22 protein-coding genes are annotated in these 23,041 nt (G+C 40.5%); 10 read left to right on the top strand and 12 right to left on the bottom strand.

The features are described from left to right. Window positions 1-82 precede the first annotated feature (82 nt). Window positions 83-637 carry a hypothetical protein gene (locus tag EHS11_RS02390; protein WP_246047534.1) on the top strand — a complete coding sequence of 185 codons (555 nt, stop codon included), beginning with the start codon at window positions 83-85 and terminating at the stop codon, window positions 635-637. Between the two features lie 236 nt (window positions 638-873). Here the strand turns inward: EHS11_RS02390 and EHS11_RS02395 are convergent, their stop codons facing one another. The 10 genes from EHS11_RS02395 to EHS11_RS02440 form a co-directional block, all read right to left on the bottom strand. Next, on the bottom strand, window positions 874-1,791 hold the full coding sequence (locus EHS11_RS02395) for a hypothetical protein (protein ID WP_135762823.1): 918 nt from the start codon (window positions 1,789-1,791) through the stop codon (window positions 874-876). A gap of 3 nt (window positions 1,792-1,794) precedes the next feature. Continuing rightward, window positions 1,795-2,130, bottom strand: coding sequence for a hypothetical protein (locus EHS11_RS02400; protein WP_135762824.1), 336 nt, complete (start codon window positions 2,128-2,130; stop codon window positions 1,795-1,797). Beyond that, window positions 2,078-4,120, bottom strand: a complete 2,043-nt coding sequence (locus EHS11_RS02405) for a hypothetical protein (protein ID WP_167884317.1) — start codon at window positions 4,118-4,120, stop codon at window positions 2,078-2,080. The genes EHS11_RS02400 and EHS11_RS02405 overlap by 53 nt, the downstream gene beginning before the upstream one ends. A gap of 375 nt (window positions 4,121-4,495) precedes the next feature. After that, entirely contained in the window at window positions 4,496-5,059 is a 564-nt protein-coding gene (locus tag EHS11_RS02410) for a hypothetical protein (RefSeq protein WP_135762826.1), read from the bottom strand. Window positions 5,060-5,318: 259 nt separating this feature from the next. Next, the gene (locus tag EHS11_RS02415) at window positions 5,319-5,786 is read right to left on the bottom strand and encodes a hypothetical protein (protein WP_135762827.1); all 468 of its coding nucleotides are present in this window, start codon (window positions 5,784-5,786) and stop codon (window positions 5,319-5,321) included. A 13-nt stretch (window positions 5,787-5,799) separates the two neighbouring features. Then, window positions 5,800-7,314, bottom strand: coding sequence for an outer membrane beta-barrel protein (locus EHS11_RS02420; protein ID WP_135762828.1), 1,515 nt, complete (start codon window positions 7,312-7,314; stop codon window positions 5,800-5,802). Window positions 7,315-7,487: 173 nt separating this feature from the next. Next, window positions 7,488-8,783 (bottom strand): CCA tRNA nucleotidyltransferase, encoded by a 1,296-nt coding sequence (locus EHS11_RS02425; RefSeq protein ID WP_246047535.1) that lies wholly within the window; start codon window positions 8,781-8,783, stop codon window positions 7,488-7,490. Next, window positions 8,774-9,199 carry a Fur family transcriptional regulator gene (locus EHS11_RS02430; RefSeq protein WP_135762829.1) on the bottom strand — a complete coding sequence of 142 codons (426 nt, stop codon included), beginning with the start codon at window positions 9,197-9,199 and terminating at the stop codon, window positions 8,774-8,776. The genes EHS11_RS02425 and EHS11_RS02430 overlap by 10 nt, the downstream gene beginning before the upstream one ends. A gap of 31 nt (window positions 9,200-9,230) precedes the next feature. Further along, complete coding sequence (locus EHS11_RS02435) at window positions 9,231-9,575, bottom strand: hypothetical protein (RefSeq protein WP_135762830.1); 345 nt, start codon at window positions 9,573-9,575, stop codon at window positions 9,231-9,233. After that, window positions 9,575-9,985 (bottom strand): ribonuclease HI family protein, encoded by a 411-nt coding sequence (locus EHS11_RS02440; protein ID WP_210413609.1) that lies wholly within the window; start codon window positions 9,983-9,985, stop codon window positions 9,575-9,577. The genes EHS11_RS02435 and EHS11_RS02440 overlap by 1 nt, the downstream gene beginning before the upstream one ends. A 234-nt stretch (window positions 9,986-10,219) precedes the next feature. On the opposite strand from EHS11_RS02440, the gene EHS11_RS02445 reads away from it, so the two are divergent. Continuing rightward, window positions 10,220-11,200, top strand: coding sequence for a class I SAM-dependent methyltransferase (locus tag EHS11_RS02445; protein ID WP_135762831.1), 981 nt, complete (start codon window positions 10,220-10,222; stop codon window positions 11,198-11,200). 310 nt (window positions 11,201-11,510) lie between these two features. Here EHS11_RS02445 and EHS11_RS02450 read toward each other — a convergent pair whose 3' ends face one another. Both EHS11_RS02450 and EHS11_RS02455 read right to left on the bottom strand, forming a co-directional pair. Then, window positions 11,511-12,248 (bottom strand): motility protein A, encoded by a 738-nt coding sequence (locus tag EHS11_RS02450; protein WP_167884318.1) that lies wholly within the window; start codon window positions 12,246-12,248, stop codon window positions 11,511-11,513. Next, complete coding sequence (locus tag EHS11_RS02455) at window positions 12,248-14,374, bottom strand: hypothetical protein (RefSeq protein WP_246047537.1); 2,127 nt, start codon at window positions 14,372-14,374, stop codon at window positions 12,248-12,250. Before EHS11_RS02455 ends, EHS11_RS02450 begins: the two co-directional genes overlap by 1 nt. Before the next feature lie 178 nt (window positions 14,375-14,552). Between EHS11_RS02455 and EHS11_RS02460 the strand changes: the two genes are divergently transcribed. The 8 genes from EHS11_RS02460 (at window position 14,553) to EHS11_RS02495 (ending at window position 22,368) form a co-directional block, all read left to right on the top strand. After that, the gene (locus EHS11_RS02460) at window positions 14,553-16,094 is read left to right on the top strand and encodes a cellulose synthase family protein (RefSeq protein WP_135762834.1); all 1,542 of its coding nucleotides are present in this window, start codon (window positions 14,553-14,555) and stop codon (window positions 16,092-16,094) included. Between the two features lie 77 nt (window positions 16,095-16,171). Then, window positions 16,172-16,450, top strand: coding sequence for a hypothetical protein (locus EHS11_RS02465; protein ID WP_109020131.1), 279 nt, complete (start codon window positions 16,172-16,174; stop codon window positions 16,448-16,450). 6 nt (window positions 16,451-16,456) lie between these two features. Next, the gene (locus EHS11_RS02470; protein ID WP_135762835.1) at window positions 16,457-17,617 is read left to right on the top strand and encodes a 4Fe-4S dicluster domain-containing protein; all 1,161 of its coding nucleotides are present in this window, start codon (window positions 16,457-16,459) and stop codon (window positions 17,615-17,617) included. Next, a complete protein-coding gene (locus EHS11_RS02475; RefSeq protein ID WP_135762836.1) occupies window positions 17,617-18,519 on the top strand; it encodes a hypothetical protein in 903 nt (300 codons plus the stop codon). Before EHS11_RS02470 ends, EHS11_RS02475 begins: the two co-directional genes overlap by 1 nt. A gap of 35 nt (window positions 18,520-18,554) precedes the next feature. Then, on the top strand, window positions 18,555-19,016 hold the full coding sequence (locus EHS11_RS02480; RefSeq protein WP_135762837.1) for a PTS sugar transporter subunit IIA: 462 nt from the start codon (window positions 18,555-18,557) through the stop codon (window positions 19,014-19,016). A 9-nt stretch (window positions 19,017-19,025) separates the two neighbouring features. Then, a complete protein-coding gene (locus tag EHS11_RS02485) occupies window positions 19,026-19,934 on the top strand; it encodes an ABC transporter permease subunit (RefSeq protein ID WP_135762838.1) in 909 nt (302 codons plus the stop codon). Then, the gene (locus tag EHS11_RS02490) at window positions 19,921-20,700 is read left to right on the top strand and encodes an ABC transporter permease (protein WP_135762839.1); all 780 of its coding nucleotides are present in this window, start codon (window positions 19,921-19,923) and stop codon (window positions 20,698-20,700) included. Before EHS11_RS02485 ends, EHS11_RS02490 begins: the two co-directional genes overlap by 14 nt. 9 nt (window positions 20,701-20,709) lie before the next feature. Then, the gene (locus EHS11_RS02495; protein WP_135762840.1) at window positions 20,710-22,368 is read left to right on the top strand and encodes a PEGA domain-containing protein; all 1,659 of its coding nucleotides are present in this window, start codon (window positions 20,710-20,712) and stop codon (window positions 22,366-22,368) included. Window positions 22,369-23,041 lie beyond the last annotated feature (673 nt).

A 23,041-nucleotide genomic window follows, 5' to 3' on the forward strand; every position in this document is an offset into this window, starting at 1 on the left:
GCAAATCTTTTTAGAAGGACTACCCGGAAAGAGGTTCTCATTATTGCTTGGAAGATTTGATTCCCTATATTACCATAGAAATATGAAGAACTTAGCAATTATGACAATTACCGGTTTTGCAATTTTGAATTGTTTTTCCTCACAAGACGTTCAGATGAAAAATAAACAAGCATTATACGATAATTGTATGGAAACGTTTAAGGACGAAGGAAAGTGCAAGTCTTTCCTTGAAAAATCCGAAGCCGACTTAAAATCTTCGGAAGAAATCCGAAGGGAACAGGTTGCCAAGCTTTCGAAAGAACAACTGGCCGGTTTGAAGTTAAGGCAAGACATCAAAGATACGTTGGCGTCCAAGAACAATCTGTTTGTGAAAGAATATCTGGGTGAGCCGGACGAAATCAAACACTTCGGAGATCGTGAGTATTGGGTATACACCCGTCCGGTTAGCAAATACAAACCCGATTCCGACCCTGACGAAGAAATCACTGTTATCTTCCGTCGAACTATGGTAGAAAAGGTGAATCATATAAAGCCTGCTTCGCATGAAGAATCTCTTTTTCAATTTAAGAAAGTCATTCCGCGCAAGAAACCGGAAGGAGACAAAGAAGGTGAAAAGACAGAGGCAGAACAAAAGTAATATATTAATCGTTTCGCACTCCACGCTCCTGTGCGCGTAACCTCCGTGTTACGACGCACGAGCTTCGGCCGTCCTGGCCTCGCCACCGCGAGAAGTGCTTCACTCAGCTTTAAGAGTAGAGCAGTAAGCTAACTTCTATTATCTTGGCGCCATTTCCGGCTCTCCCTCGACGAGGGCGCTCGGTCGATCCGGGCGAGGGGGGTTTATTTCAAGACTATCACTTTTGCGAGATGAAATTAAAAAACCGATATCTTACTTGCTAAATCTAAAAACGTAAATACTTTGCTCCCAAGTAAATCTGATCCATAAATTTCCTCACCGCCTAGTAATTTGAATTTATTTTGCGATGAATTAATAATATAAATTTGGCTAAATTCAATCTTTGCATTTCCTTCCAATAAGTCTTTAGCTTTGATTTTTTTGTAGATCTTTTTCTGAATTGGCGTATAATTGAAGTTATATTTTGTTTCTGTCCCAATGTGTTGAATCACTCTTATTGGCTTATCATTTTTAATTGAATAGAGAGCATACTGCGCTTGATCATCATCAAACTTAATTTGTAATGAATCAGAATATAATAATTCATTTGTAATAGTTAATGGACAATTTTCAAACTCGTGATAGGCATATATATTATCTATCTCGCCTAGATTATTTGGGTAGTCATAAGTAGCACATATTGCTTTGCTTTCCTTTATAATTTTCAAGGGAGGGAGTTCTATGCCAGAGTAATGATAGTAGCCTTCTTCATTTGTTTTTTTTATAGCTTTTATTTTTGATCCAATAAAACCTTTAGTAGATTGATTGTATCCAGCAATCGTTTGTTCATTATTTAAGATAAAAGTAGAAATAGTTTGAAAATTACTATTTAAACCTTCATAAAAGAAACTTTTTTTTTCATCAAAATCGACAAAACTGTATGCAATAAATATGATTTTCGGTTTTTTTTCTTTAAGGATATTCAAGAGATTCAAAAGACTTGAATGAAATCCTTGATTCTTCATATGCAATAAAGATTCACCATCTACATCTATAATAGTGATGAGTTTTGAGTCATTTTTTAGATTGGTTATCTTGATTTTGGATTCTAGATTATTTATTGCATTGCATCCAATAAGCAGTAAAAACAAAAAAAAGAGAAAAAATTTAATCATATTTTAAGCCCTTGGTTCCCTTGCACTTTCAGATGTTGGATTATTGGATGGATCTATCGGTTTCTTATCTGGTCCAAGTTTTTCCAAAAGATTTGGTTTGTTATTCTCTTCATCTTTTGTGGCTTTAATTGTTTTATCAAGATTTATAATACCGTTAGCTTTGATATAAGTGTCACCAATCTTGAGTCTTAGAGTTTTTCCTTTTGCGTCAATTATATGGTCACCTGAAGTTGGGTCTTTCCAAATTTGACCACTTTTTACACTGTCTACACTAGCCTCACCATATTTAGTAATGATGGCCTCCCCGTGTTTTAGAGCTCTTGCGTTTTCTTTTCCCACGTTTTATAAAGGAATCTGGAAACCGATTCTCCCCTTCAAGAAAGACATTTGCATTGTCCTTCAGATATTTGTCTTTGTTCTTTTTAGCATCTTCATAAGCCTGGTTCTTTTTGGTGTCTGGTTCAATTACCGCCTGTCTACTTTTTACATCAGTTGGAATTTTTGGAGATTGTGACTCTTCTTCTTCAGAACTTCCATTCTCATTTTCTTTCTTCCCTATATTTGTGCCTACTCCAGCAATAATATCAGCTCCCTCATTATTTTGGGCTTCTTTCTGCTTTTGCCGTGCTTCAGCCTGTTCTTGTAGAGATCCTCTTAGTTCGGATTGATTGGTGACAATCCCTTGTTTCCATGCATTCTTAGGATCATTGGCTGGATTAAGTGAAACTGATGCACCCGACTCGGAATCATAATTGATCTGTGTTGATCCTTGGCTAAAACCAGCGTTAAATCCACCTGTATTGAAGTTGTATCCCGCAGATACACTATAACCTTCTTTGGTGCTGTATTCTGCAGTGAGTCCACCGTTTTGAGTGATTCCCACTGTTGCACTACTACCGTTTGCATTATTGGTAGTGTGTTCCAGACCCGCACCATCTCTTTGGTTGAATGTGAGTGAATTACTGCTTCCGATGCTTCCATCTCTGTTAAAGTTGTTTTGGGTTACAAATGCACCAAACCCCTCATCCTTGTTATACGTGACTCCACCACTATAGTTTCCTGTAGTCGCACCTAAAGCTGCTCCAAAGCCACTGCCTTGGGAATAGGTGACTCCTGCGGTGAGTCCATTCTCTGTCTTGACTCCCAAGGCAACGCTAGCTCCCGATTTTTGGGTATAATTCACTCCTGCTTGGATGGATCCAATGGCTAATCCGGCACTAACCCCAAATCCTTCTTTTTCTGAATAGGATAACCCTAGTTTTGCTCCACCATAGTTCAATCCCGCACTAACAGTCGCTCCACCTTTCTCTGAGATACCGGCAGTAACTTTTGCAGGGCCATAACCGACACCTACGCTAGCCCCGAATCCATTTTCTGAATCATAAGACAATCCGACACTGACGGAACCGCCCGTATAACCTTGAACGATACCATTTACAACACCGCCGGCAGCACCAACTAACGCACCTTGTAGCCCACCACTTGCAGCGCCTTGCGCCGCTCCGATCGCTGCAACTGCTACATAAAGAGAAGCTCCACCTGTAAAAGGTGCAAGTGCCACAGCGGCAACTGTTGTTACTATTTGAAATTCTTTAGTTTCATAAAACTTCTCCTTCGGCTTACTCATCTTATCTAACTGTTGTGAGATGGCCCATGCAGGTATGCCTGTTGCTTCAGCGATGGCATTGGTAGCTTCTTGTTTTGCGTAGTCTTTGACTGCATCCTTCATCGACTTACCACCGACAAGACCGGAGATGAGTCCCGCTGGAAGTCCAGTTGCTTCCGCAATGGCTGAGGTGATGATTCCGTTGACTTTTTCTGTAACGACAGATTTAAAACTCTGTGCTAAGTTTTGTCCGCTTGCCGTTCCGGAAAGAACATCAAATAGAAAACCTTTGCTTTCCTTCTCAGATTCATTCGCTTTCGCCTGAGCCTGAACGTCTTTGATCGTGCCGTCCAGATATTGAGTGAACGCTCCATTAGCAGATGTTACTTCATTGGCTGCGAAAGTAGTTCCCATACCGTTGAGTTCGAAGCTATGACCCATTGCCCCTAAAGAGAATGCAGAAGGGATATTGAGATCCTGCATTCCATAACTCATCTCGATCGGTATGCCTTTGATATTTATCGTTCCTCTTAGCTCTCTGGAACCTAAGTGGCGTTGTGTGGAAACAGGCACTCCTTTGATAGATACCCAATTTTCTCCTTTGGAATCACCGGGAAGAGTTCCTTGTCGGAAATTGTATTTTGACTGTTTAAAGTTATCTCGAAGCCCGCCCATATTCGGAGCGTAATCGTTCCGCACTCCACGCTCCTGTGCGCGTAACATCCGTGTTACGACGCACGAGCTCCGGCATCCCTGCCTCCGCTACCGCGAGAAGTGCTTCACTCACTTTTAAGAGTAGAATAGTAAGCTATTTCTTGTTATTCGGGCGCTGTTTCCGGCTCTCCCTCGACGACAACGCTCGGTTGATCCGGGCGAGGGGGTTTGTGTTTGTTTATAGATTTTGTTTAAGTAGGAAGAGAAAAATAAAAGAGGATTTCAGGTCAATAACCAACTCTTCAAGTATGAAGAGTTGGTTTCAAGGCTGATTTAATCAAGAAGGAAGCTCGTTTCTAAAAATTGTTGTAAAGCTATTTTCTTTGAACAATTTACTGATCATTTTGTTTAAAATTATAGTTTTTACGAGGCTCAGGGAGTTTTTCATGTAAGAATCTGTTGTTTTGGGAAACCCGGAGGGGGAGAATTGAGTTTGATAGCTAGAAATTGTAAAATGCGATCTGGGATCGATAGATTAGGACAAATGGGTCGGAAGCCGACAGTTTGGTTCTCGGAATCAAATGATTCTCTGGTGTTTGTTATACGGACAAAGGAAAGGTTGAATGAACTGGGACCGGAAATAAGTACAACCTTGGACAAGGAAAAGTAAGGCGTATGTTTGGAATCGGATCCCGGGTGGAAGGAATAAGGTTCCAGGCCTGCCATTTCCTTATGGAAATCGGATTGAACTTGTTTTTGTAAGGTGATGATTTCTGAAACGATGTCTCTTTCTTCGTTTTCCCAAGTAGCTTCCGTTACTGAATCCGTGGGAAGAGGAGCTTCTTCTGCTAATCGGATTTGTTTTACCAACTGAGCTTGGCTCAGGTTTTCTGGCAGTCGCTTCGATCCCAGTTCGGATTCCCATATTCTGGCTTCCAGTTCCGATTCGAAACTAGCAGTGATTGTGCTAGTTTCTGCGAATAGATACCCGGGAGCGAAACATAACAAAATTAGCAGAAATAAGCTTCTACCTATTCGTAACTTTATTATTTTCCGTAAAAACTCCACGATAACGGCCATTACAACCTGATCATAGAAAAGGTAACAAGATTTTTTTAGAAATATTTGATTCCAGGGTGAGTGTTTAGAAATTAAGCAATTCGTCTGTCTGGTGAACTTGTGAATCTAATTTTGGTTCGTACAATAAAAAACCCGGAACGAAACCGTTCCGGGTTAATGTTCTCGGGACTTATATTACTAGTATGATCTAGTAAACAAGAGATCCGGTTAAATCTACAGTAGCAGTTCCCCCCGCAGGGAAAACATAAGCTTTAGTGCACTTGTTGAAAGCCGCACCAGTTGCAACTGCTTGTTGAGCCATTGCATACTTGAACTGTGTAAGGTTACAAGGTTGAATCGGATCAGCTACACCGGCAACAACACAAGCTTTCAAAGCATCATAAGTTTCTTTGCTTTTCAACTTTTCTTTGGCACAGCCAACGCCTGCATTGAAGAATTGGTTTCCCGCAACGCAACTGTTTGCTAGTGCATAGGCACCCAAACAAGTTTGCTCTATAATGTCAGGGGTCGTTGTGTTCCCTTGTGCAAGGTAAAGCAAAAGAGTAGGGTTGTCCTGCGCTTTCTCTCCATTTTTAGTGCAACCCGCTGTGAGCATCATGCCTGTTGTAAGAAGAGTTGCGATTGTAAGTAAGGTTAGTTTATTGTTTCGTTTCATTTTTATCCTCTCCTTAAAACTTCGCAACCGCACCGATGATAATACCGTTTTGATGGGAAGCTGGTCTTCCTGCTAAGTCTACGAATTGTTGACCCGGACCCCAGTCTCTTCTCAAGTCGATCTTAACTTGGAGATTTTCCGTTAAGTTGATCGTAGGTGTGAGTGTGAAAGTTTTGATTTGACCGTAGTTACTTGCGGCACGCATACCGATGTTTTCTTGCCACTTGAGGTCATAACGATCTACAGGTGTGAAAGCAAATAGAGCAGGGTTCACTGCCAAAGATCCACCGTAACGTTTGTCATCCAAATACTCAAATCTAAGCCCTAGAGCAAACATATCAGTGAACTGATACTTAGCTTGGAACTGGTAAGTTTGATATACTCTTTTGACTCTGTTTTCACGAGTTAGGCTTGTAGTATTTCCGAAACCTGCAGCCACTAAACCCGGATCCAATTCTGCAATTGAGATTCCCGGTAGGTTGTCTATAAGTTTTTGTCTAGTTACACCGCTTGCTTCGTATCCGAATGCTGCTGTGTTTGTTTGACCTGCTCTTTCACCGTAAGTATAGTCAAAGATCGTAGTCAATTTGTCAGTCGGTTTGAAGATCAGGATTACGTTTTGGAGCAACCAATGGTCAGTACCGAAACGAGATTGTTTTGGAATGGTAGTTCCCGCAAGGTTACTGGAATAGAAAAGAGCATTGTCTTGTCTACCCATGATGTTATCGTTTGCGCTTAATGTGTTCCATACGGCGGTAAACTTGTCACTGAACGCATACTTTACTTGTGTTCCGATCGCTCTGGTAGGGTTCGGACCATCTGCGTAAGCATGTTGTTGAGTGCTTGTTAGGCTGGATGTAGTGGACGTATCACCATAAGCCGCAAGACCGTTGTAACCGAATTGCTGACCGTTACCAGTGTATCCTGTTCCTTGCGCACTATTGTAAACATACAATGATGTGGAAAGTTTTTCAGTAACTTGTAAGTTTGCTCTCGCACCGGTGTGGATAAAGGGGATTGTGTTAAAGAACACATACCCAATGGTGTAGGAAATGTTGTCTTTCGAATCCAAAAGTTCCAGTCCGATGTGAGTTGCCATCTTACCGACGTCAACAGTCAAACCTTTCAATACGTTGAAGTATGCAGATACATAAGCTTGTTGGAGCAATTGCATGTTGTGCAAAGAGTTAGTCGTTTGGTAAGGACGCTCTTGGTACATGTTGTTTTGACCATTTTGCATATCCAAACGGAAACCCCAAGGGCTTTCTTTATCTGCAATCTTTTCCATAGACAACTTAACTGCGTTTACCGCAAATTGTTTGTTATATGTGTGAAAAGTTCCCGAAGTATCTTGAGTCGCACCTTGCCGGTTGTTGGTAGTGTAATTGTAATACACATCCACGTAACCGGAAAAATTGACTAGGTCGTACCATGACTTTTCTTTTTCCTTTTTGTCTTGGGAAAAGATCGAAGTCTGGCTGAATAGAATAACAACCGTAGTTGCTAAGAGAGTATATTTATTTCTCATTTGCCATTTTCTCCTATGTCGTTCTAGTGCAAGTAGTGTACCAAGGGAAGATTAGGAAAAAATTTATGTCCTGAAAAGAACAGGATTCACGCAAAACCAGTGCAGAATGAGCATTTATTACACATTTTTTTCTTGTAATAAATATCAGGATATAGGAAATCTTTGGAAAAAAATTACAGTTTGCTTACGAAATAAGCAGAGTGCTCGGTGAGGGTGGCAATTTGGTTGTTTATTGGATCTTTCCAAACCATTTCTAACAGAAATTGCAACAGCTCTCCATATTTTTGCTTAGGTAGAGAAGGGAAAAGGGTTTCGATATCTTTTCCATTCAAAGCAAGCTCGGAAAGTAGAAGAGGGGGTTTGGATTGCCAAATCGTAAATAGTTTTTCAAACCATGGTATGCCTTCCTTGTCATTTAACTTCGAGATGACAACTTTAAGACCCGCGAATACTTCATTTGGTTCCATTTTTTTTGTATTTATATGTTTGGCAATGGGTGCCAGGAACCGTTTTCGGATATCATAATCTTCTAAAGGAAGCGGCTTCATCAGATCTTGGCAGGTGGAAAAAAAGAATAATGCGTCTTTGATCAATTGATTGGAAAATTTCAGTTTTTTCAGGAACTCTTCGCATTCGGTCGGGTTTGCTAAAGGAAAGATGGCAAAAATCCACATACCTAGTATAAAACCCGAATTTTCTTTGGGAACCGAATCCAATGCCAATAAACTTTTGTTTTGCGGTGTGTGGCTTTCAGATAAAAAATTCGGAAAAAAAAGAGAGAGAGTTCCTTCTTCTAAAAGCAATTTCAACATTTCGGAAGGCTTTGGCCCGAGGAATGATTTTGTAATTTCTTCCTGCAAACGTTCCACTGAAATTTTTGCAGTAATCTGTTTTGTAATTTCTATCGCCTTCCTAGTGTTTGGTTCTATGGAAAAATCCAAAACACTCGCAAATCGCATGGCACGCACAGGTCTGAGACCGTCTTCCGAAAATCTTTTGACAGGATCGCCTATCGTTCGGATCAGTTTCTTTCGAATATCGACTTGACCTTCATGTTCGTCTATCAGTTCATCCGTTTCCAGGTTCAATGCAAGCGCATTCATTGTAAAATCCCTTCGTTTCAAATCTTCACTGAGAGACGAGCCGAACTCCACATGATCGGGCCTTCTTCCGTCCGTGTAATCTTTGTCTATCCGGAATGTTGTGATTTCATAATTTACTTTTTCCATCACTACGGTTACCGTTCCGTGTTGGATTCCCGTTTCTATTACATGCCGGAATAATTTTTTGATATCTTCGGGTCTTGCCGAAGTGGTAAGGTCGTATTCTTTCGGAACCTTTCCCATACAAAGATCCCTTACGGACCCGCCTACGAGATAGGATTCGAAATCTGCGTTTTTTAAAGTTTTATAAAGAACCTGAAGGTGAGACCGAAATGGTTCCGGGATGTGGATTAAGCCTACTGGCAAGATTTACAAGTGCCTCGAAAAACGATTTCCACCGAGTCAGTCGAAAAACCTTTCAGTTGTTTGGTGGATGGAATCCCGTTCCAAGGATCATCTATACATTCGATTTTGCCGCATACGTTGCAAATTAAGTGTCCATGAGCTAAAGATACGGTGCGTCCGCCTTCTTCTTTCAATTCAAAGTAGGTGAGTCTGTCGGCAGAGTGAAGGGAATTCAGGATATTTTTCTCTTCCAGATCAGCTAAGGCGCGATAAATGGTAACCCGATCCCAAGACTCGTCTTTAGGCAGCTTTTCCATGATCTCCTGGTGATTCAGAGGTCTTCTGGAATCTTGGAGGATGGATATGACTTTTTCTCTGTTTTTGGTTACTTTGAGCCCAATCTTTTTCAGAATATTGGAAGGATCGCCTGTCGCCATAATTTGTTTATCCTGTATGAGTGTGGATTGTCTATTCTAAAATCACAGATTGTTTCCAGATTTCCAAATAGCGGATTCCCCATTCCGGTTTTGTTCTCAAAAGCAGTTCGATTTCCTCGCCTTCTTCCTTAGGCAAAATCAGTTTTGTAAAGCTGAGATCAATTTGTCTGGACAATATGGCCTCCAATCGGCTCTGGCTCGCTTGGAAAGCTTCGGAACAGTCTTTTTCTTTTGTAGATTGCAGGATTTTGTTTTCTTCGCAGAACCGGGCAAGCCGGAAAACGGAAGCGGAATTTTTCAGCTCATCGAACTGGTCTTCCAAGGACTTTTGGCACTGAGTTAACAAAAAACAAAGAAAGAAAGTCCCGAGTTTCATTATTTTGCATCTTGCGCTAAATTGGCGAGGGCATCCGCTCTGGAGTTTTGTTCTCTCGGTATGTATTTGATCTCGAAAAATTCAAAACCGGATTTCAATTTCTCGCAGGCGATTTTGTATTGAAGCAAGTCCTTGTTTTTTACTTTATACTCACCTTTCATCTGTTTTACGACCAGCTCAGAATCCAATTTGAATTGGACTTTGGTTTCTCCAAGCTGAAGTGCCTTTTCCATTCCCCGGTGCAAAGCATCCCATTCCGCAACATTGTTAGTTGCGTTTCCTATCGATTCCGAGATGAAAAACACTTCCTCACCGTTCTTGGTTTGTCCGGAAACGCCGATTGCCGCAGGACCAGGGTTGCCTCGTGAGGATCCATCGCAGTAAATATAAAGCAGATCTTTCTCGTTCATCTAAGATAATGATTCCGTTTAGTACCCAGTCCTCAAGGAGAAAAGTGAAAAAGGCGAACTTTTCTTAAAAATTTTCTTTGGGGATGGAAAAAGGGCGGACGATTTTAAGGCTGCGTGGTATGGGGAAGGTATTGGGCGGCGGGTGTAGTTCCCCACCCAGATCGGGCGGGGATATATAGATGGCATCTAATATCCGTTACCCTATTCTGTCTGACTTTTAACCAAGGACCTTTTATGAATTCTCTCTCCGGCGCACTTCTTATGTTTGAGAACCGCCTAAAAAAGCTTAAAAAAGATCGCGAGAAATGGTCCAAGCGCACAGGCATTCATTCCTATCGTATTTATGATGAGGATATACCTCAGGTTCCGGTTATTTTAGATAAATATAGCGATTGTTTTGTGTTATATGACAGAAGCTCCTTGCGATTTCAAAACGAAACGGAACAAGAAGAGCGATTTAAGGAAATAGGACGGATTGTTCGGAATTCTTTCGGATTGGAAGACGAAAATCTTTTTTTGAAAAGAAGAAAGAAACAAAAAGGCAAAGATCAATATGAGAAGTTGTCCAGTGTTTCCAGGGAAATCTGGATAGAAGAAAATGGTATCCAATTTTTAATCAACTTGTCGGATTATCTTGATGCCGGTCTTTTTTTGGATCATCGTATAACAAGAAAAATGGTTGGAGAAAAGGTAAAAGGCAAATCGGTTTTGAATCTATTCTGTTATACCGGGTCTTTTACCGCATATGCCGCTGCAGGCGGGGCAAGCTCTACAGTTAGCATTGATTTGTCGAAGACTTATATCGAATGGGCTGGAAAGAATCTGGCAAAGAACGGTTTTAATTTGAGAAATCACGAACTTCTTTGCACGGATGTAATCAAATGGATCCGCGATGAGTCAAAAAATCCTTCTCGTAAAAAATACGACCTTATCGTTTTGGACCCGCCTACTTTTTCCAATAGCAAAAAGATGTCGGAGGAATGGGACGTTCAGGAAAATCATCGCAATCTTCTTTTGACTCTTTTGACAAAGTTCCTGACGGATACAGGGGAGATTTGGTTTTCAACTAACTTTCGTAAGTTTGAATGGAGGATTCCTGAAGAAGAATGGTCTGAACGGGATTTTCAATGCACCGATTTGTCTCTTGCCAGTATTCCGGAAGATTTTCGGGATAAAAAAATCCATAAATTATATCTTATTGCGCCTGCTTTGTGAAATGGCCGACCAGGGGCAAAAAGGCGAACTTTTCAAAAGAAAAATTGCGAAATTCGGAGTTGGATTTGCGGGAATAGGGCTTTTGTGTTAGGAGATTTCCGGCACAGCCCACGAGCTACACCCCCAATCCCCTTCTCCTGTGCCAATAGAAGCGAAGAAGTATTCGAAGAATCATCAGCGAAGCTGATCTCAAGGCGTGGGGGATTTTAACATTCTATATACAAACTATGTCGCATATGTCTTTTTCTTAGAATTCAAGCTTACTTATATGGAGTTAAAAAAAGCTGACGGATGTTAGAAGGGAAGTTCTTCACTTATCTAAAAATGGTTCAATCCGCTCTGCCAAAATCCTTCTGTTTTCGCCAGATTGCAAAGCAAGCACTCCCCGGAAGATCGCCTGTCTCTCGTTACTTTGTTTTTTGGAAAACGAACGGAGTTGATAAGCTAACGGAAGAAAGATGAGGTTGGCGAATGCGATTCCGTAAAATGTTGCGATAAAGGCTGTTGCAATTCCTTGCCCCAAAACACGTGTTCCACCTTCCAGGTTTTCCAAAACCGTTACTAGTCCGAGAACAGTACCTATGATTCCGATTGTGGGGGAGAAACCTGCCGCAGTTTCAAAAACTTTTGCGGAACGAAGGTCTTTTTTTTCGGATTCTTCATGAGCTTCCCAAAGAATTTCTTCGATGGTTCGGGGATCGGAACCATCCACAATCAATTGGATTCCTTTTTGAAGAAAAGGATGTTGCAATCGTTTGGCTTCTTCCTCTAAAGAAAGAAGCCCTTCTTTTCTCGCCTTTTCCCAAAATTTAAAAAAGATGGATTGTAAATCCAAAGATTCCTTTTCGAAAAGGGAGTTTCTTAAATCGCGTATCGCACGGCCGAGTTGTGACAGTGAAAAAGAAGCAATGGTTGCGCCTAGAGTTCCACCAACTATCAGTAAGAAGGCGGGAAGGTGCAGAAACGAACGAAAAGATGCTCCTTCGATTAGAATCGCAACGATGACGGAAAGTATGGCGGCAATGATTCCTAGTATAGTTGGGTGCATTATTGGATACGAGCCTCTCTCTTTTCAGGACGTGCGTATATTCTCCTGGAAGATTCCTTTTTTTCAATCACTTCATTTTTCAACCTACCCCAAATCACGGATTCGGGATTTTCCTTTACGCGGGCAAATATAAGCGGTTCCGCATCTTTCCAGTTTTCCTGGTTGAGATAAAGACGAACCTTTACTAACTCAAGTTCGTTGGCCAAATCGGTTTGGTTGTGATTGCGGTAGTATTTTTCCAATAGTGACATCGTTTTTAAAGCATTTTCGAAATCACTTAAGGACTCAAACATCGGAAGGAGAGTATTCCAAGCAAACTCCTGAAACTCTTCTTCGCCCGCAAGGTCTTCCAAGATAGGTATAAAATCAGGTTCAGGGGAAGTGAATTTCAAACTATTGTATGCTATGCGGAGAAGATCTTTTTTCGGGACTTCGAATTTCCGGGCCAACGTAATGGAATCAAGGGCCAGCTTGTTCTGACCGATGGAATAGTAAAAACTGGCATAATCCGCATAGGATTCGTAATACAACTGTTTGATTGTAAATGCGTCTTTTCGCAAATCACCGCTGGAAAATTTGATGATGGAATCCAGTGCGATCCTGGCTTCTTCAGTATTTGCATTTTCCAAACGCTCCTGAAAGTATTTCAATCTCCAATCTTTCGGAATACCTTCGGAAAATCCGATCGGCTGTTCCGTGTAAGGCGGATAATAAACATCGAAACTCCAAAACGAGACCCTCTTTAAGAGAGAAAGCGCATTGATATGGGGTGAGGGATTTTCTTTTTTCCGGCTGATGAATATGAGAAACGGATGTTTTTCTTTGCTCAACCTTTCGATATAGGAAATGATTTGGGATTGGTTGTTCTGCAAGCTCAAGATAATCGTTTTGTTTTTGATCTCGGTTTTTTTCGGTAAAAAAGGATCGGATTGAAACGGCAAGATTGATCTGTAAAATACAAACTCATCCGTTGCAATGTTTGCGTTTATAATTTTATAAGGAATCGGATCGTAAATTTCTTTTTTAGAAAACGGAGCATTGCTTCTGATGGAAGGCGGATGAAAGAATAGGATCGTTATCAGGCAAGTAACACCTAACATGATGAGTCTCGGAGTTCGGACGATGTGTTTTTGCATCAGATAAGGATAAACCAGGATCGGAACAAAACCTAGCGCGAGGAAAGATCGGATTCCCAACATAATATTCCAATGATACAAAATGAGAGATAATGCGGTGTATCCGAAAACTTCCAAACTTACGAAAATATATTCTTTTTTGCCTGACTCGTTCGGTTTGAAAAAACCTACCATACCGGCAAGCAGAATACAAAGTGCTATATGAAAATAATTCCAATAGGATTGGTATACAAAGAAGAAAAAGGCAATAACGAGTGTTGCGCGACCGATAAGGAAGACAGCCTTGGTTTCGTGCTTAATTCCTGTTAGTAGGGAAAGTATTCTCCCGAAAAAAACTGCGAATGAGATGGAAAGAATCAGCGGGATTTTCGGACCGGGTTGGAAATATACATGCAAAATGCAATATGAGATCAAAAGGGAGAGGGAGGATCTGTAAAATGGAGCGAATAGCGGATGTTTGCCGATTTTGGATCTGATTTTATAAAACCGGCTGGAAAACGCCGACTTCTGCAAAAAAGTGCTGAATAGATAGATTTCAAACAGAACGAACAAAACGGCTATGATGGTTTTTAGGGAATAATTATGATTTGGATCAAATAACGAGTGAAAGGTGAAAATCGTCACACCTAGAGCAAAACTTAAAAACCGATAATCTCTCAACGACCCGCAATACAATCCTGCGGTAAATCCTCCCAGGATCGCAGTGACTAAAATCAGCTCGAAAGAGAAAATATAATCTATCAAAAACTCCGAAGCACCTTCCTGAATCACCCAATAAGCTTCCGTACCGACCAAAAATAATAAAATAATTGTTAGCGGCCTTTGTAAATTCTGCGAATACTTTCTAAAAATAAAACCGAATCCGAAAAAAAATGCCAAAAGCGCCTGAAGAATGGGAAAAGCCGAATCGGTCGTATCCACCAAATTCAATTCGTTTGATGATGTATAAAAAAGCAGGGATATAAAGTATCCGAACGTTAAGCTTAACATAAACTCTAAAGAGGGAAAAAGGCCTGTTTCCCAGAATCGTTTCCATTGAGAATCCATAAAGAATTGAAGCCAAGGTTTCTAGGGTAAGTGAGAAGAGAAAGAGGAAAATTTAGATTTCATTTGGCAGTGCACAAAACGTTTGACTCCAGGGGGTAAGCTGCCGACATTGACAATAGCCATGCTAACGTTTTTGTCATTTTCTTTCCTTGCCATCTACGGCATTGACATTCTTCTCCTTTTTTACTTCGGGTTGCATACATACCTGATGGTTTTTCTTTATAGTCGCTATAAAGACAATTGTGCGGAAGACGAGACCAAACTATTATCCAAGTCCGACAAGAATCTGCCTACCGTCACAATTCAATTGCCAATCTTTAACGAATTTTATGTGATCGATCGTCTGATCGATGCTGCTTGTGCGATGGAATATCCCAAAGACAAACTGCAAATTCAAGTTCTGGACGATTCTACGGACGAGACGATTGAAAAAGTCAGATCTTTGGTTCATTCTTATTCTGGGAAAGGAATTTGGATCGAACACCTTCACCGCACAAACCGTCGCGGTCACAAAGCGGGCGCTTTGGATGAAGGTATGGCAAAGGCGAAAGGCGATTTCATTGCTATATTTGATGCAGACTTTACTCCTGAGCCTGACTTTCTGCTTCGTACCATGGGTTATTTTCAAGACCCTGTGATCGGAGTCGTACAGGCACGTTGGGGTCATATTAACGAAGATTATAACACTCTTACCAAAGCGCAAAGCTTCGGAATCGACGGTCATTTTATGATCGAACAAGTTGCACGCAACGGTTCCGGTCTTTGGATGAACTTCAATGGTACTGCAGGTATTTGGCGCCGTGCATGTATTGAAGACGCAGGTGGTTGGGAACATGATACTCTTACGGAAGACTTTGATTTGTCTTACCGCGCCGAGTTAAAAGGTTGGAAGTTCCGTTATATCAAAGACGTTGTTTGTAAGGCAGAAATTCCTGCTACTATGAACGCTTATAAGTCTCAACAATTCCGTTGGTGCAAGGGTTCTATCCAAACAGCAGTTAAACTGGTTCCCAGAATTTGGAACGCTAACGAACCTTGGAAGATCAAAGCCGAAGCGATTACCCACCTGATTAATTATTCGGTTCATCCTTTGATGATCATCAATATTTTACTGACTGCTCCTCTTCTACTTATGGAATATTGGGCAGGATTCAAATTGGATGATCTCCCGATTGAAATTTTATTCGGATCGGCAGCGATCCTTTCACTCGGATCTCTTGGCCCGGTGATTTTTTACGCATACTCCCAAAGAGAACTTCATAAAGACTGGAAAGGCAAATTGATCTATTTACCGGTTCTCGTTATGATTGGAACGGGAATTGCCGTTGTAAATACCTATGCTTGGCTCGAAGCGGTATTCGGAGTTCAGTCCGGTTTCAAACGCACTCCAAAACTTCGCATCGAAGGAACGGGGGACAATCTCAAGGAAAAAGTGAAATATGTGGTACCTGTGGATTACCGTGCCATCCTTGAGTTTTTTATGGGTGGTTATTGCGTATTCTGTATTTATGTTTCCTTTCTGGTAGGAAAACCATACGTCATCGGATTTATGGTTCTCTATTCGATCGGATTTTTTACCGTTTCTTTTCTTTCCGTCTCGGAATCCTTCTGGAAATTCAAGCCGGCCAGCAAAGAAGAAAAAGAGGCAAGTGCCCTCGCCTAAGTGGCTGGGGGTACTTACTTGACGAAACGGTCTATTTCTAAAAGCTGTACATTTCAAACCTAGGTCAGGGGTCTTCCATGAGTGAAAAAGTTTACTGCGCGAATTGTCTACACTGTGTTGTAGTTCGCCAATACGAATCGGAACAAGATAAATATATACTCCGCGTCAAGTGTAATAAAAAGAAGTGGTCTAAGCGTTCTGGAGAAGAAAAACTCTATAAATACTTTACTGTTGCCAGAAGAATGCAAACCAATTGCGAATTTTACGAAGAAATGGGAGAGATTTTGCCTTACATCAAAAACCTCAAAAAAGAACTCCCTATTAAAGATGAAATTTACATGGTGAAAGCAGTCTAAATCGGTGTGTTTTTTCCAAGACTTCCTCGAACATTTACCCGGAAGTTTCACAAAGCTGAAAACAAAAGAGAGCGGACGATCCAGGGAAGTTTCCTAATCGCCGTTCCTTCGGGGAGCAAAATTACAGAAATCTATCCCAAAAGGGTCAGCCTTGGGGAAGTTTTAATTGATTCAGGCGCCTTGCGCATTCTTGCTCCCGTGAATGGGGTCGCTACTCTTACAGAAGATGGGACCCATTTTCAAATCAAACAAGACGGGGTTTGGAAAACCAGCTCTCCCTTTCAAAATAGAAATTATTCGTTTGCTGAGGTATTGGAAAAATTCGTAGAGGGAGCTCTTGCTTCTCTCGATTTTCCGAATTTATCCTTACTCAAACTCTTTTCTTCTTTTTCGCCTGAAGATCATTTCAAAATAGTAATCTCACCTTTCACCCGTTATAACCATCTTTCTTTTGATGAGATGATTCTGACTGAGATGAAGGAACCTTTGGATCTGTTTCTATTACTTTTAAAATCTACATTCCCCAAGGCGGAGATTTTAAGTCATATCGACTCCGGCAAAATTCCCTATTCACACCCTCTGGGGATTCCCGAATTTTTTATTCATAAAACCACGGGAGAGAATATCCCTTTCGTCAACGAACAGATTCAAAACAATCGGATTTTGTTTTTGGGTCCTGAAACGATTTATCATATCTTGCGTTCCTTATACTATGACGAACCGTTCACCAGACGCCACCTGTCTGTCTGTTTGGTGGATAAGAAAGGAAGGATGGATACAGAATCCAGACAATTTCTTTTGACAAACGGACAATCTCTCGATTTTATCCGCCAAAATAACGATAAACGGTATAAAGTCGCAAGTTTTCAAAGTATGTTTGATTCCGTAAATGCATTGGATATCAATTCATTGGGCAATTTTAATATTTACGAACATTATTTGCTTTTGTTATACGAACGCCTTCCTGTGGTTCGTAACGAATTTGCATGTATCGATTGCAATGAATGCAATACCTATTGTCCTACAAATGCAAATCCGTTCGCACTCGTAAAAAAAAGATTTGAGGACTTTGAGAAGGAGTCCTGCATTGAATGCGGAATTTGCACCGTATACTGTCCTTCGGGCATTGACATACGGTCCAGGATCATAGAGGTGAAAGGATTTTAATGTTACGCAGCTTATACATACTTTCGGAAGGAAGTTGGGGAATTAAATCTTCAGAGATTTTTGCGGATTTGTTTTTTACTCTTTCTATTATCGTTACATTCTCTTTGTTTTTTATCTATCAGCCTTTTCTCTATCTTGCAGTCGGTTTGGAATTTTTGGTGATGGGCGGCGGCTTGTATTTTTATCTATTAAAGAAAAAAAATCAAATTTACCCGATTGCTCTACTCACTCAAATCATTCTGACGATTCTACTAGTTCCGATTCCGTTATTGCATCCGATTCTTGCCGTAATCGCTTTGTTATGTGGGTCTATTTTTTATGTTATTATAAATCAATTGTATTCGATTCGATTGGGACTGATCATTTATATTCTGTTTTTCTTTTTTCTTTGGGATATGTTGTTTCGTTTAATGGGAATTCCTTTGCGAGCAGACGAACAGACATCTCTTTTTTTCCCCGGAAGGGGAGCCCAGGAGGCAAATACCCTTGGTACTAATTTCGCATCTCCTTGGTTAGTTAGTCATAATCAACCGAATCCCCTGTTTCGGTCGAGTTTGGAATTTTTATCAACTTACATTCTGATCGGAGTGTCTTGGATCGCTTTTCGCAGACCTTTGTTATTTGTTTATTTTTTAGGTTGGCTAGCGATTTACTCTGTCATGGGTGTGCCTACGGGAAACATACCAATCAGCTGGATTGTGAGCTTTTCCTCGCTTTCCATTTTGGTGCATTTGGCGCCAGGGCGCAATTTTTACGGCTCTTTTTATATTTCAATCATTAGTTTTTGTATTTTGGTCCCGGTGTCTTGGCTGGCGGGCAAATTGGGAATCAGTCCTTTTTTAGTGTTCCTTCTTTTTTTTCCGATAGAAGCAATATTGGTGAGGGTTTTTCTTGGAAAATAACCTTCTTTTAAAACTATGGAAGTAGGATTTTTTCAATGAATCAACTCCTAGAGATTTTGGAGCCAAAAAATATTATTTTTGATTTCGAAGCCTCTTCTAAAGAAGAAGCAATTCGCAAAATGATTTCTCATATGGTAGGGACGTCCTCTTTGGATCCCGCATACCAAGAAGATATTATCACCTCTCTCCTCAATCGCGAAAAGTCCATGTCCACAGGCATTGGCAGCGGAGTTGCGATTCCCCATTGTTCCGTCCATTATGTGAACGAATTAAAATGTTCTATGGCAATTGCACCCAAAGGAATTGATTTTGAAGCTTTGGATCATTCCTTGGTTCAGATTTTCATTATGTTGATTGTTCCTAAAAACAAATTCCAGGATCATATCAAAACATTAGCACTCATTGCAAAAACTTTAAACATCCCAGAGGAAAGAGAGAAACTCATCAAAGCTAGAAATTTTGAAGAGATTCAAAAGGCGTTTCTTTCTCCCTCCTAACATAAGTCTGTGAAATCGGAAATTCTCCGTTTTGTTCTTTTCCTGATTTTGCTTAGCTTTATCGCCAATTTCATTTCCACCTATCGCGCAAAAGACAGAGAATTTCTGTATGCCGACGGAGGGATTTCGGAAACAAAAAAAATAGAACCTAACGTTCTTTCTGCGATCGGCACTTCCTATATCATGTTTTGGAAAAATATCGTTTGGGAAGGCGGAGGTAAAACCCAAAGCGGAGAAAACATCTATTCGCATATCGGCAGTAGGATTTTACCTAGTTTTCATCTTGCGCTTTTTGCGATTTTATTCGGATCGATTTTAGGAATTGTTTCTTCATTAACCGGCCTGTTTTTCAAGTCCAGATTTTTATTCAAGTCTTTGAGCTTTCTTTCGGAAACGATTCTTTCCACTCCAGTGTTCGTTGCCGCAGTGATTTTGTTATTACTCTTTTTCTATAAATGGGAAATCTTTCCTCCCGGCGGATATGAATCGTGGAATACGTATTATGTGGTATTACCCGGAATTGCTTTGGGAATGCGGGTATTTGCAAGGATTTATCTGTTTCACTCCAAAGAAGTGTGGATAGAATCTGATTCTCCTTACACTTTGCTTTTGAAAACGCGAGGTTATCCATGGAAACATATAGTTTTTAAGGAAATTTTTATAAAAGTTTTTCCGGTGACCATGATACTTATTGTTTTGGATTTCGGTTCTCTTATCTCCGGAGCGATGGTCGTGGAAGAAATATTCTTTTTTCCCGGAATCGGAAAGTCCTTGTTTTTTTCGATCAAATCTATGGATACAAATCTTCTTTCCACCTTACTCTTGTATACCGGTATCGTTTTTTATATTTTAAACCGCTTTGCCATGAAATGGCAGAAAAAATTGAGCGGTGATGAGGCGGATTATGGTTCTTCCTAAGCTATCCGTTCGCAATCTGGTTCGGTGTTTGACATTTTTTTTGGTCATTGCAGGAGTGATTTTTCATTCGCCGCCAAACTATGTTCAGTTGACAGATGTGAATTTGAGTCCTTTCCAAACTTGGGGCCATATTTTCGGTTGTGATCGTCTCGGGCGTGATAATTTCGCTCTTTTTTCCTATGGAGCATTAGCGACTGTTATTTTATGTGTCCCTGCCAAAGCTTTGACTTTGATTTTTGCTTCGCTTTTTTCGTTTTTATCTTATGTCGGGGAAGGGCGTTTTTCCATTCTGATTGAATCTTTGTTTTCGGTTTTTTTGTCTTTACCTTCCTTGCTTGTCGCGTTGATCATTATCGGAGTTTTTCCCGAAACAAAACTCACCATCATACTTGCGATCGTGCTATCCGATTGGGCCATGAATTACGAATCTTTGCAGGCAAAAATCAGAGAGGTAAAGGGAAGTGGTTATGTTTCGGCGGCTCTTGCGATGGGTGGTAAATCAAATCAAATATTTTTGTTACATTTTTTACCAGCACTTAGAATCCTGATTGAATACTTATTTTTGACGGGGATTCCCTCTGTAATTATGACGACGGCACTTTTTTCTTATCTAGGACTTGATACCAGCTTTTTTGATTGGGGGCCCGGGCTTGGAGAACAGATTTCTTTTTCCAAAGATTATTTTGAAAAAACTCCTGTTTCCGTTATTTTCCCCATATTGGGAATCATTGGTTTGGTGTATTCTTTTGGTCGAAGTGAGAACTGAAGTTAGGCGATGAAAAGTTTTACATCTTTTATTTTGATTCTCAGTTTTTTTGCCATGAGTGTTTCATCGCTTTTGGCTGTTGATCAATATTATAATTTTCCAAAACAATCCGTAAAGGGTAGTGTGGCTTTTGAAAAAAAAAGAAAGCTGTGTTTGTTTCCTTTTCGCACAGCGAATAAAGAAGCCAAATTTTCTTATCTTGCAACGGGACTTCCTTCGGTTCTATTTTCCGAATTGCGTAATATGGAATATGTTTACGTAGAATATCCTCATGCGGATATCATTTATCATTCGTTTGGTGCAAATCCGGAAAAAACCCTGCAAGAGAGAGTGGACTTCGAATCGGAAGGTTATAAAAAAAAGAAAAAGGACGTAACTACCCAGGAAGATTTGCAAGATCTCAGGGTCGGAAAGAAAGTCCTGCAACCGGACAAAGATCCCCGTTATATCAAATTGGAGCTCAAACAGATCTTTGAAACCAAGGCTCCTTTTTTCGAAGATGCATACTCCCTTTCCGGCAAATTCGGATGCGATTATACACTTACCGGCGAATTTTCGGCAAACGATCAAAGTTTAAAAATCAATGTGGAATTATTTGACGAGTATGAAGGCAAGGCGCATAAGTTTTCGCATAATACCAGTTTTGTTCGATCGTATCAGGAATTGAGTCCCTTGGGAGAAGAGATTCGCAAATACCTTCAGGGAAAAGAAACCACTTTGGTTCAAGTTGAAGTGAGCGGAGTGGAATCTTCGCTTATCTATCTGGATGGGATTTATCTGGGCAAATCTCCCGTTTTGGACAAAAAATTTCCAATCGGTAAACGAGAGTTATATGTATTCAAAGAAGGATATCATCCGCACAAACAAACGATTTATCTGGAAGCTGGCAAATCTTTTCATACCGATGTTAAGCTCGTAAAAATCGCAAGTAGTTCGTTCTTAACGGTAAATTCCAACGAAGAAGCGGATGTTTATTTAGGCGTAACCCACCTTGGAAAAACTCCCATTGAGAATGTTCCCATTCCCGTCGGAATGAATCGGCTTCGTGTTTCCAAAGAAGGATTTATAGATTCCTTCAGAGGAGTGGATGCCCAGGAAGGAAAATTATCTTCTTTCGATATAGAAATGAGACCCGGAAAATCAGAGATCTATTATCCGAACAAACAAAATGTATTTTTGGATCATAGCTATAAGGATTTTGCCACTTATTCGCTTTACGGAACACTTTTGTTTTATGCAGGTTATTTGTATTTTAATGTTACGGCGAATAAGGCTCGTGAGGCGGCGAGACCTCAGATTCAAATTACAAATTATGCGATTATTGACACGATGTATAAGGCAAACCAATCTGAATTTGCAGGCTGGTATCTATATCAATCGATGCTGATCAATGAAGCCGATTCCAATTATTGGCGTAATAAAAATGTCGCGGGAACCCTCCCGATCGAAAATCGTAAAGACCGCCAATTGGTTGCCTCACCGATGACAATCGGGATTGGAATCATGTTGGTGTCAGCTATCACATTTTATGTGTTAGGCTGGGATAATGAGTCTTTTGATTTCGGATTTATTCCTATGGGAACCGGAAAGAGTTCCGCCTCCGGTGCTACCGCAACATCCACCTTACCAGAGTCATACGGTTATTTCCAATACAACGGTAGATTTTAACACCTAAATTTTGCCTTGGCGCCTCGAAAGTATTCAATGAAGAATAATTTGACCGAATACCGATCGGGCTTTTCGCTTCAATCAAACGGAAAACATTCCACGCTCTTTTTCGCGGAACCTCCTGTTCCGACGAAAAAACTTCGGCCATCCTGGCCTACGTCACCGCGAGAAATGATTTCCGTGTTTTAAGAATGAATCACTGTAATTGATTTCCGCTGCAATCCCTGGCGCAACAATTGAATTTCGGATAAGGGTTGGGCAGGAGTGAATTTTTATGAATACTATCCCCGCCCTATCGACATTGGGTGGGGTTAACCACCCGCCACCCAATGCGTTCCGTTTAACATAAATAAAACGATTCGTCAACCTAACATTACAAAAGCTATAATTTATTTCAAAAAAGTTCGCCTTTTTGTCGTTAAACCTACCTCCAGCTGACAATCACTTTCTATGATTTCTCTTTCCTGTGGGCTAGTTGATGAGACATAATTCTGATTTCTTCTATTTTTTTACCGATTTTTTACATCCAAAAGTCCTATTTTTCAAAAAGAATCAGTGAATTTTTTATAATAAGTTCTTGACCACTCAGGTACATTTAGGATTCTGGTTTTTACCGAGATCGTCTTCGCGATGATCTGAATCGGGAGCTTGCAGGGAACTGTGATCGATAGAA

The sequence above is a fragment of the Leptospira ilyithenensis genome, assembly GCF_004771005.1.
GTDB lineage: Bacteria > Spirochaetota > Leptospiria > Leptospirales > Leptospiraceae > Leptospira_A > Leptospira_A ilyithenensis.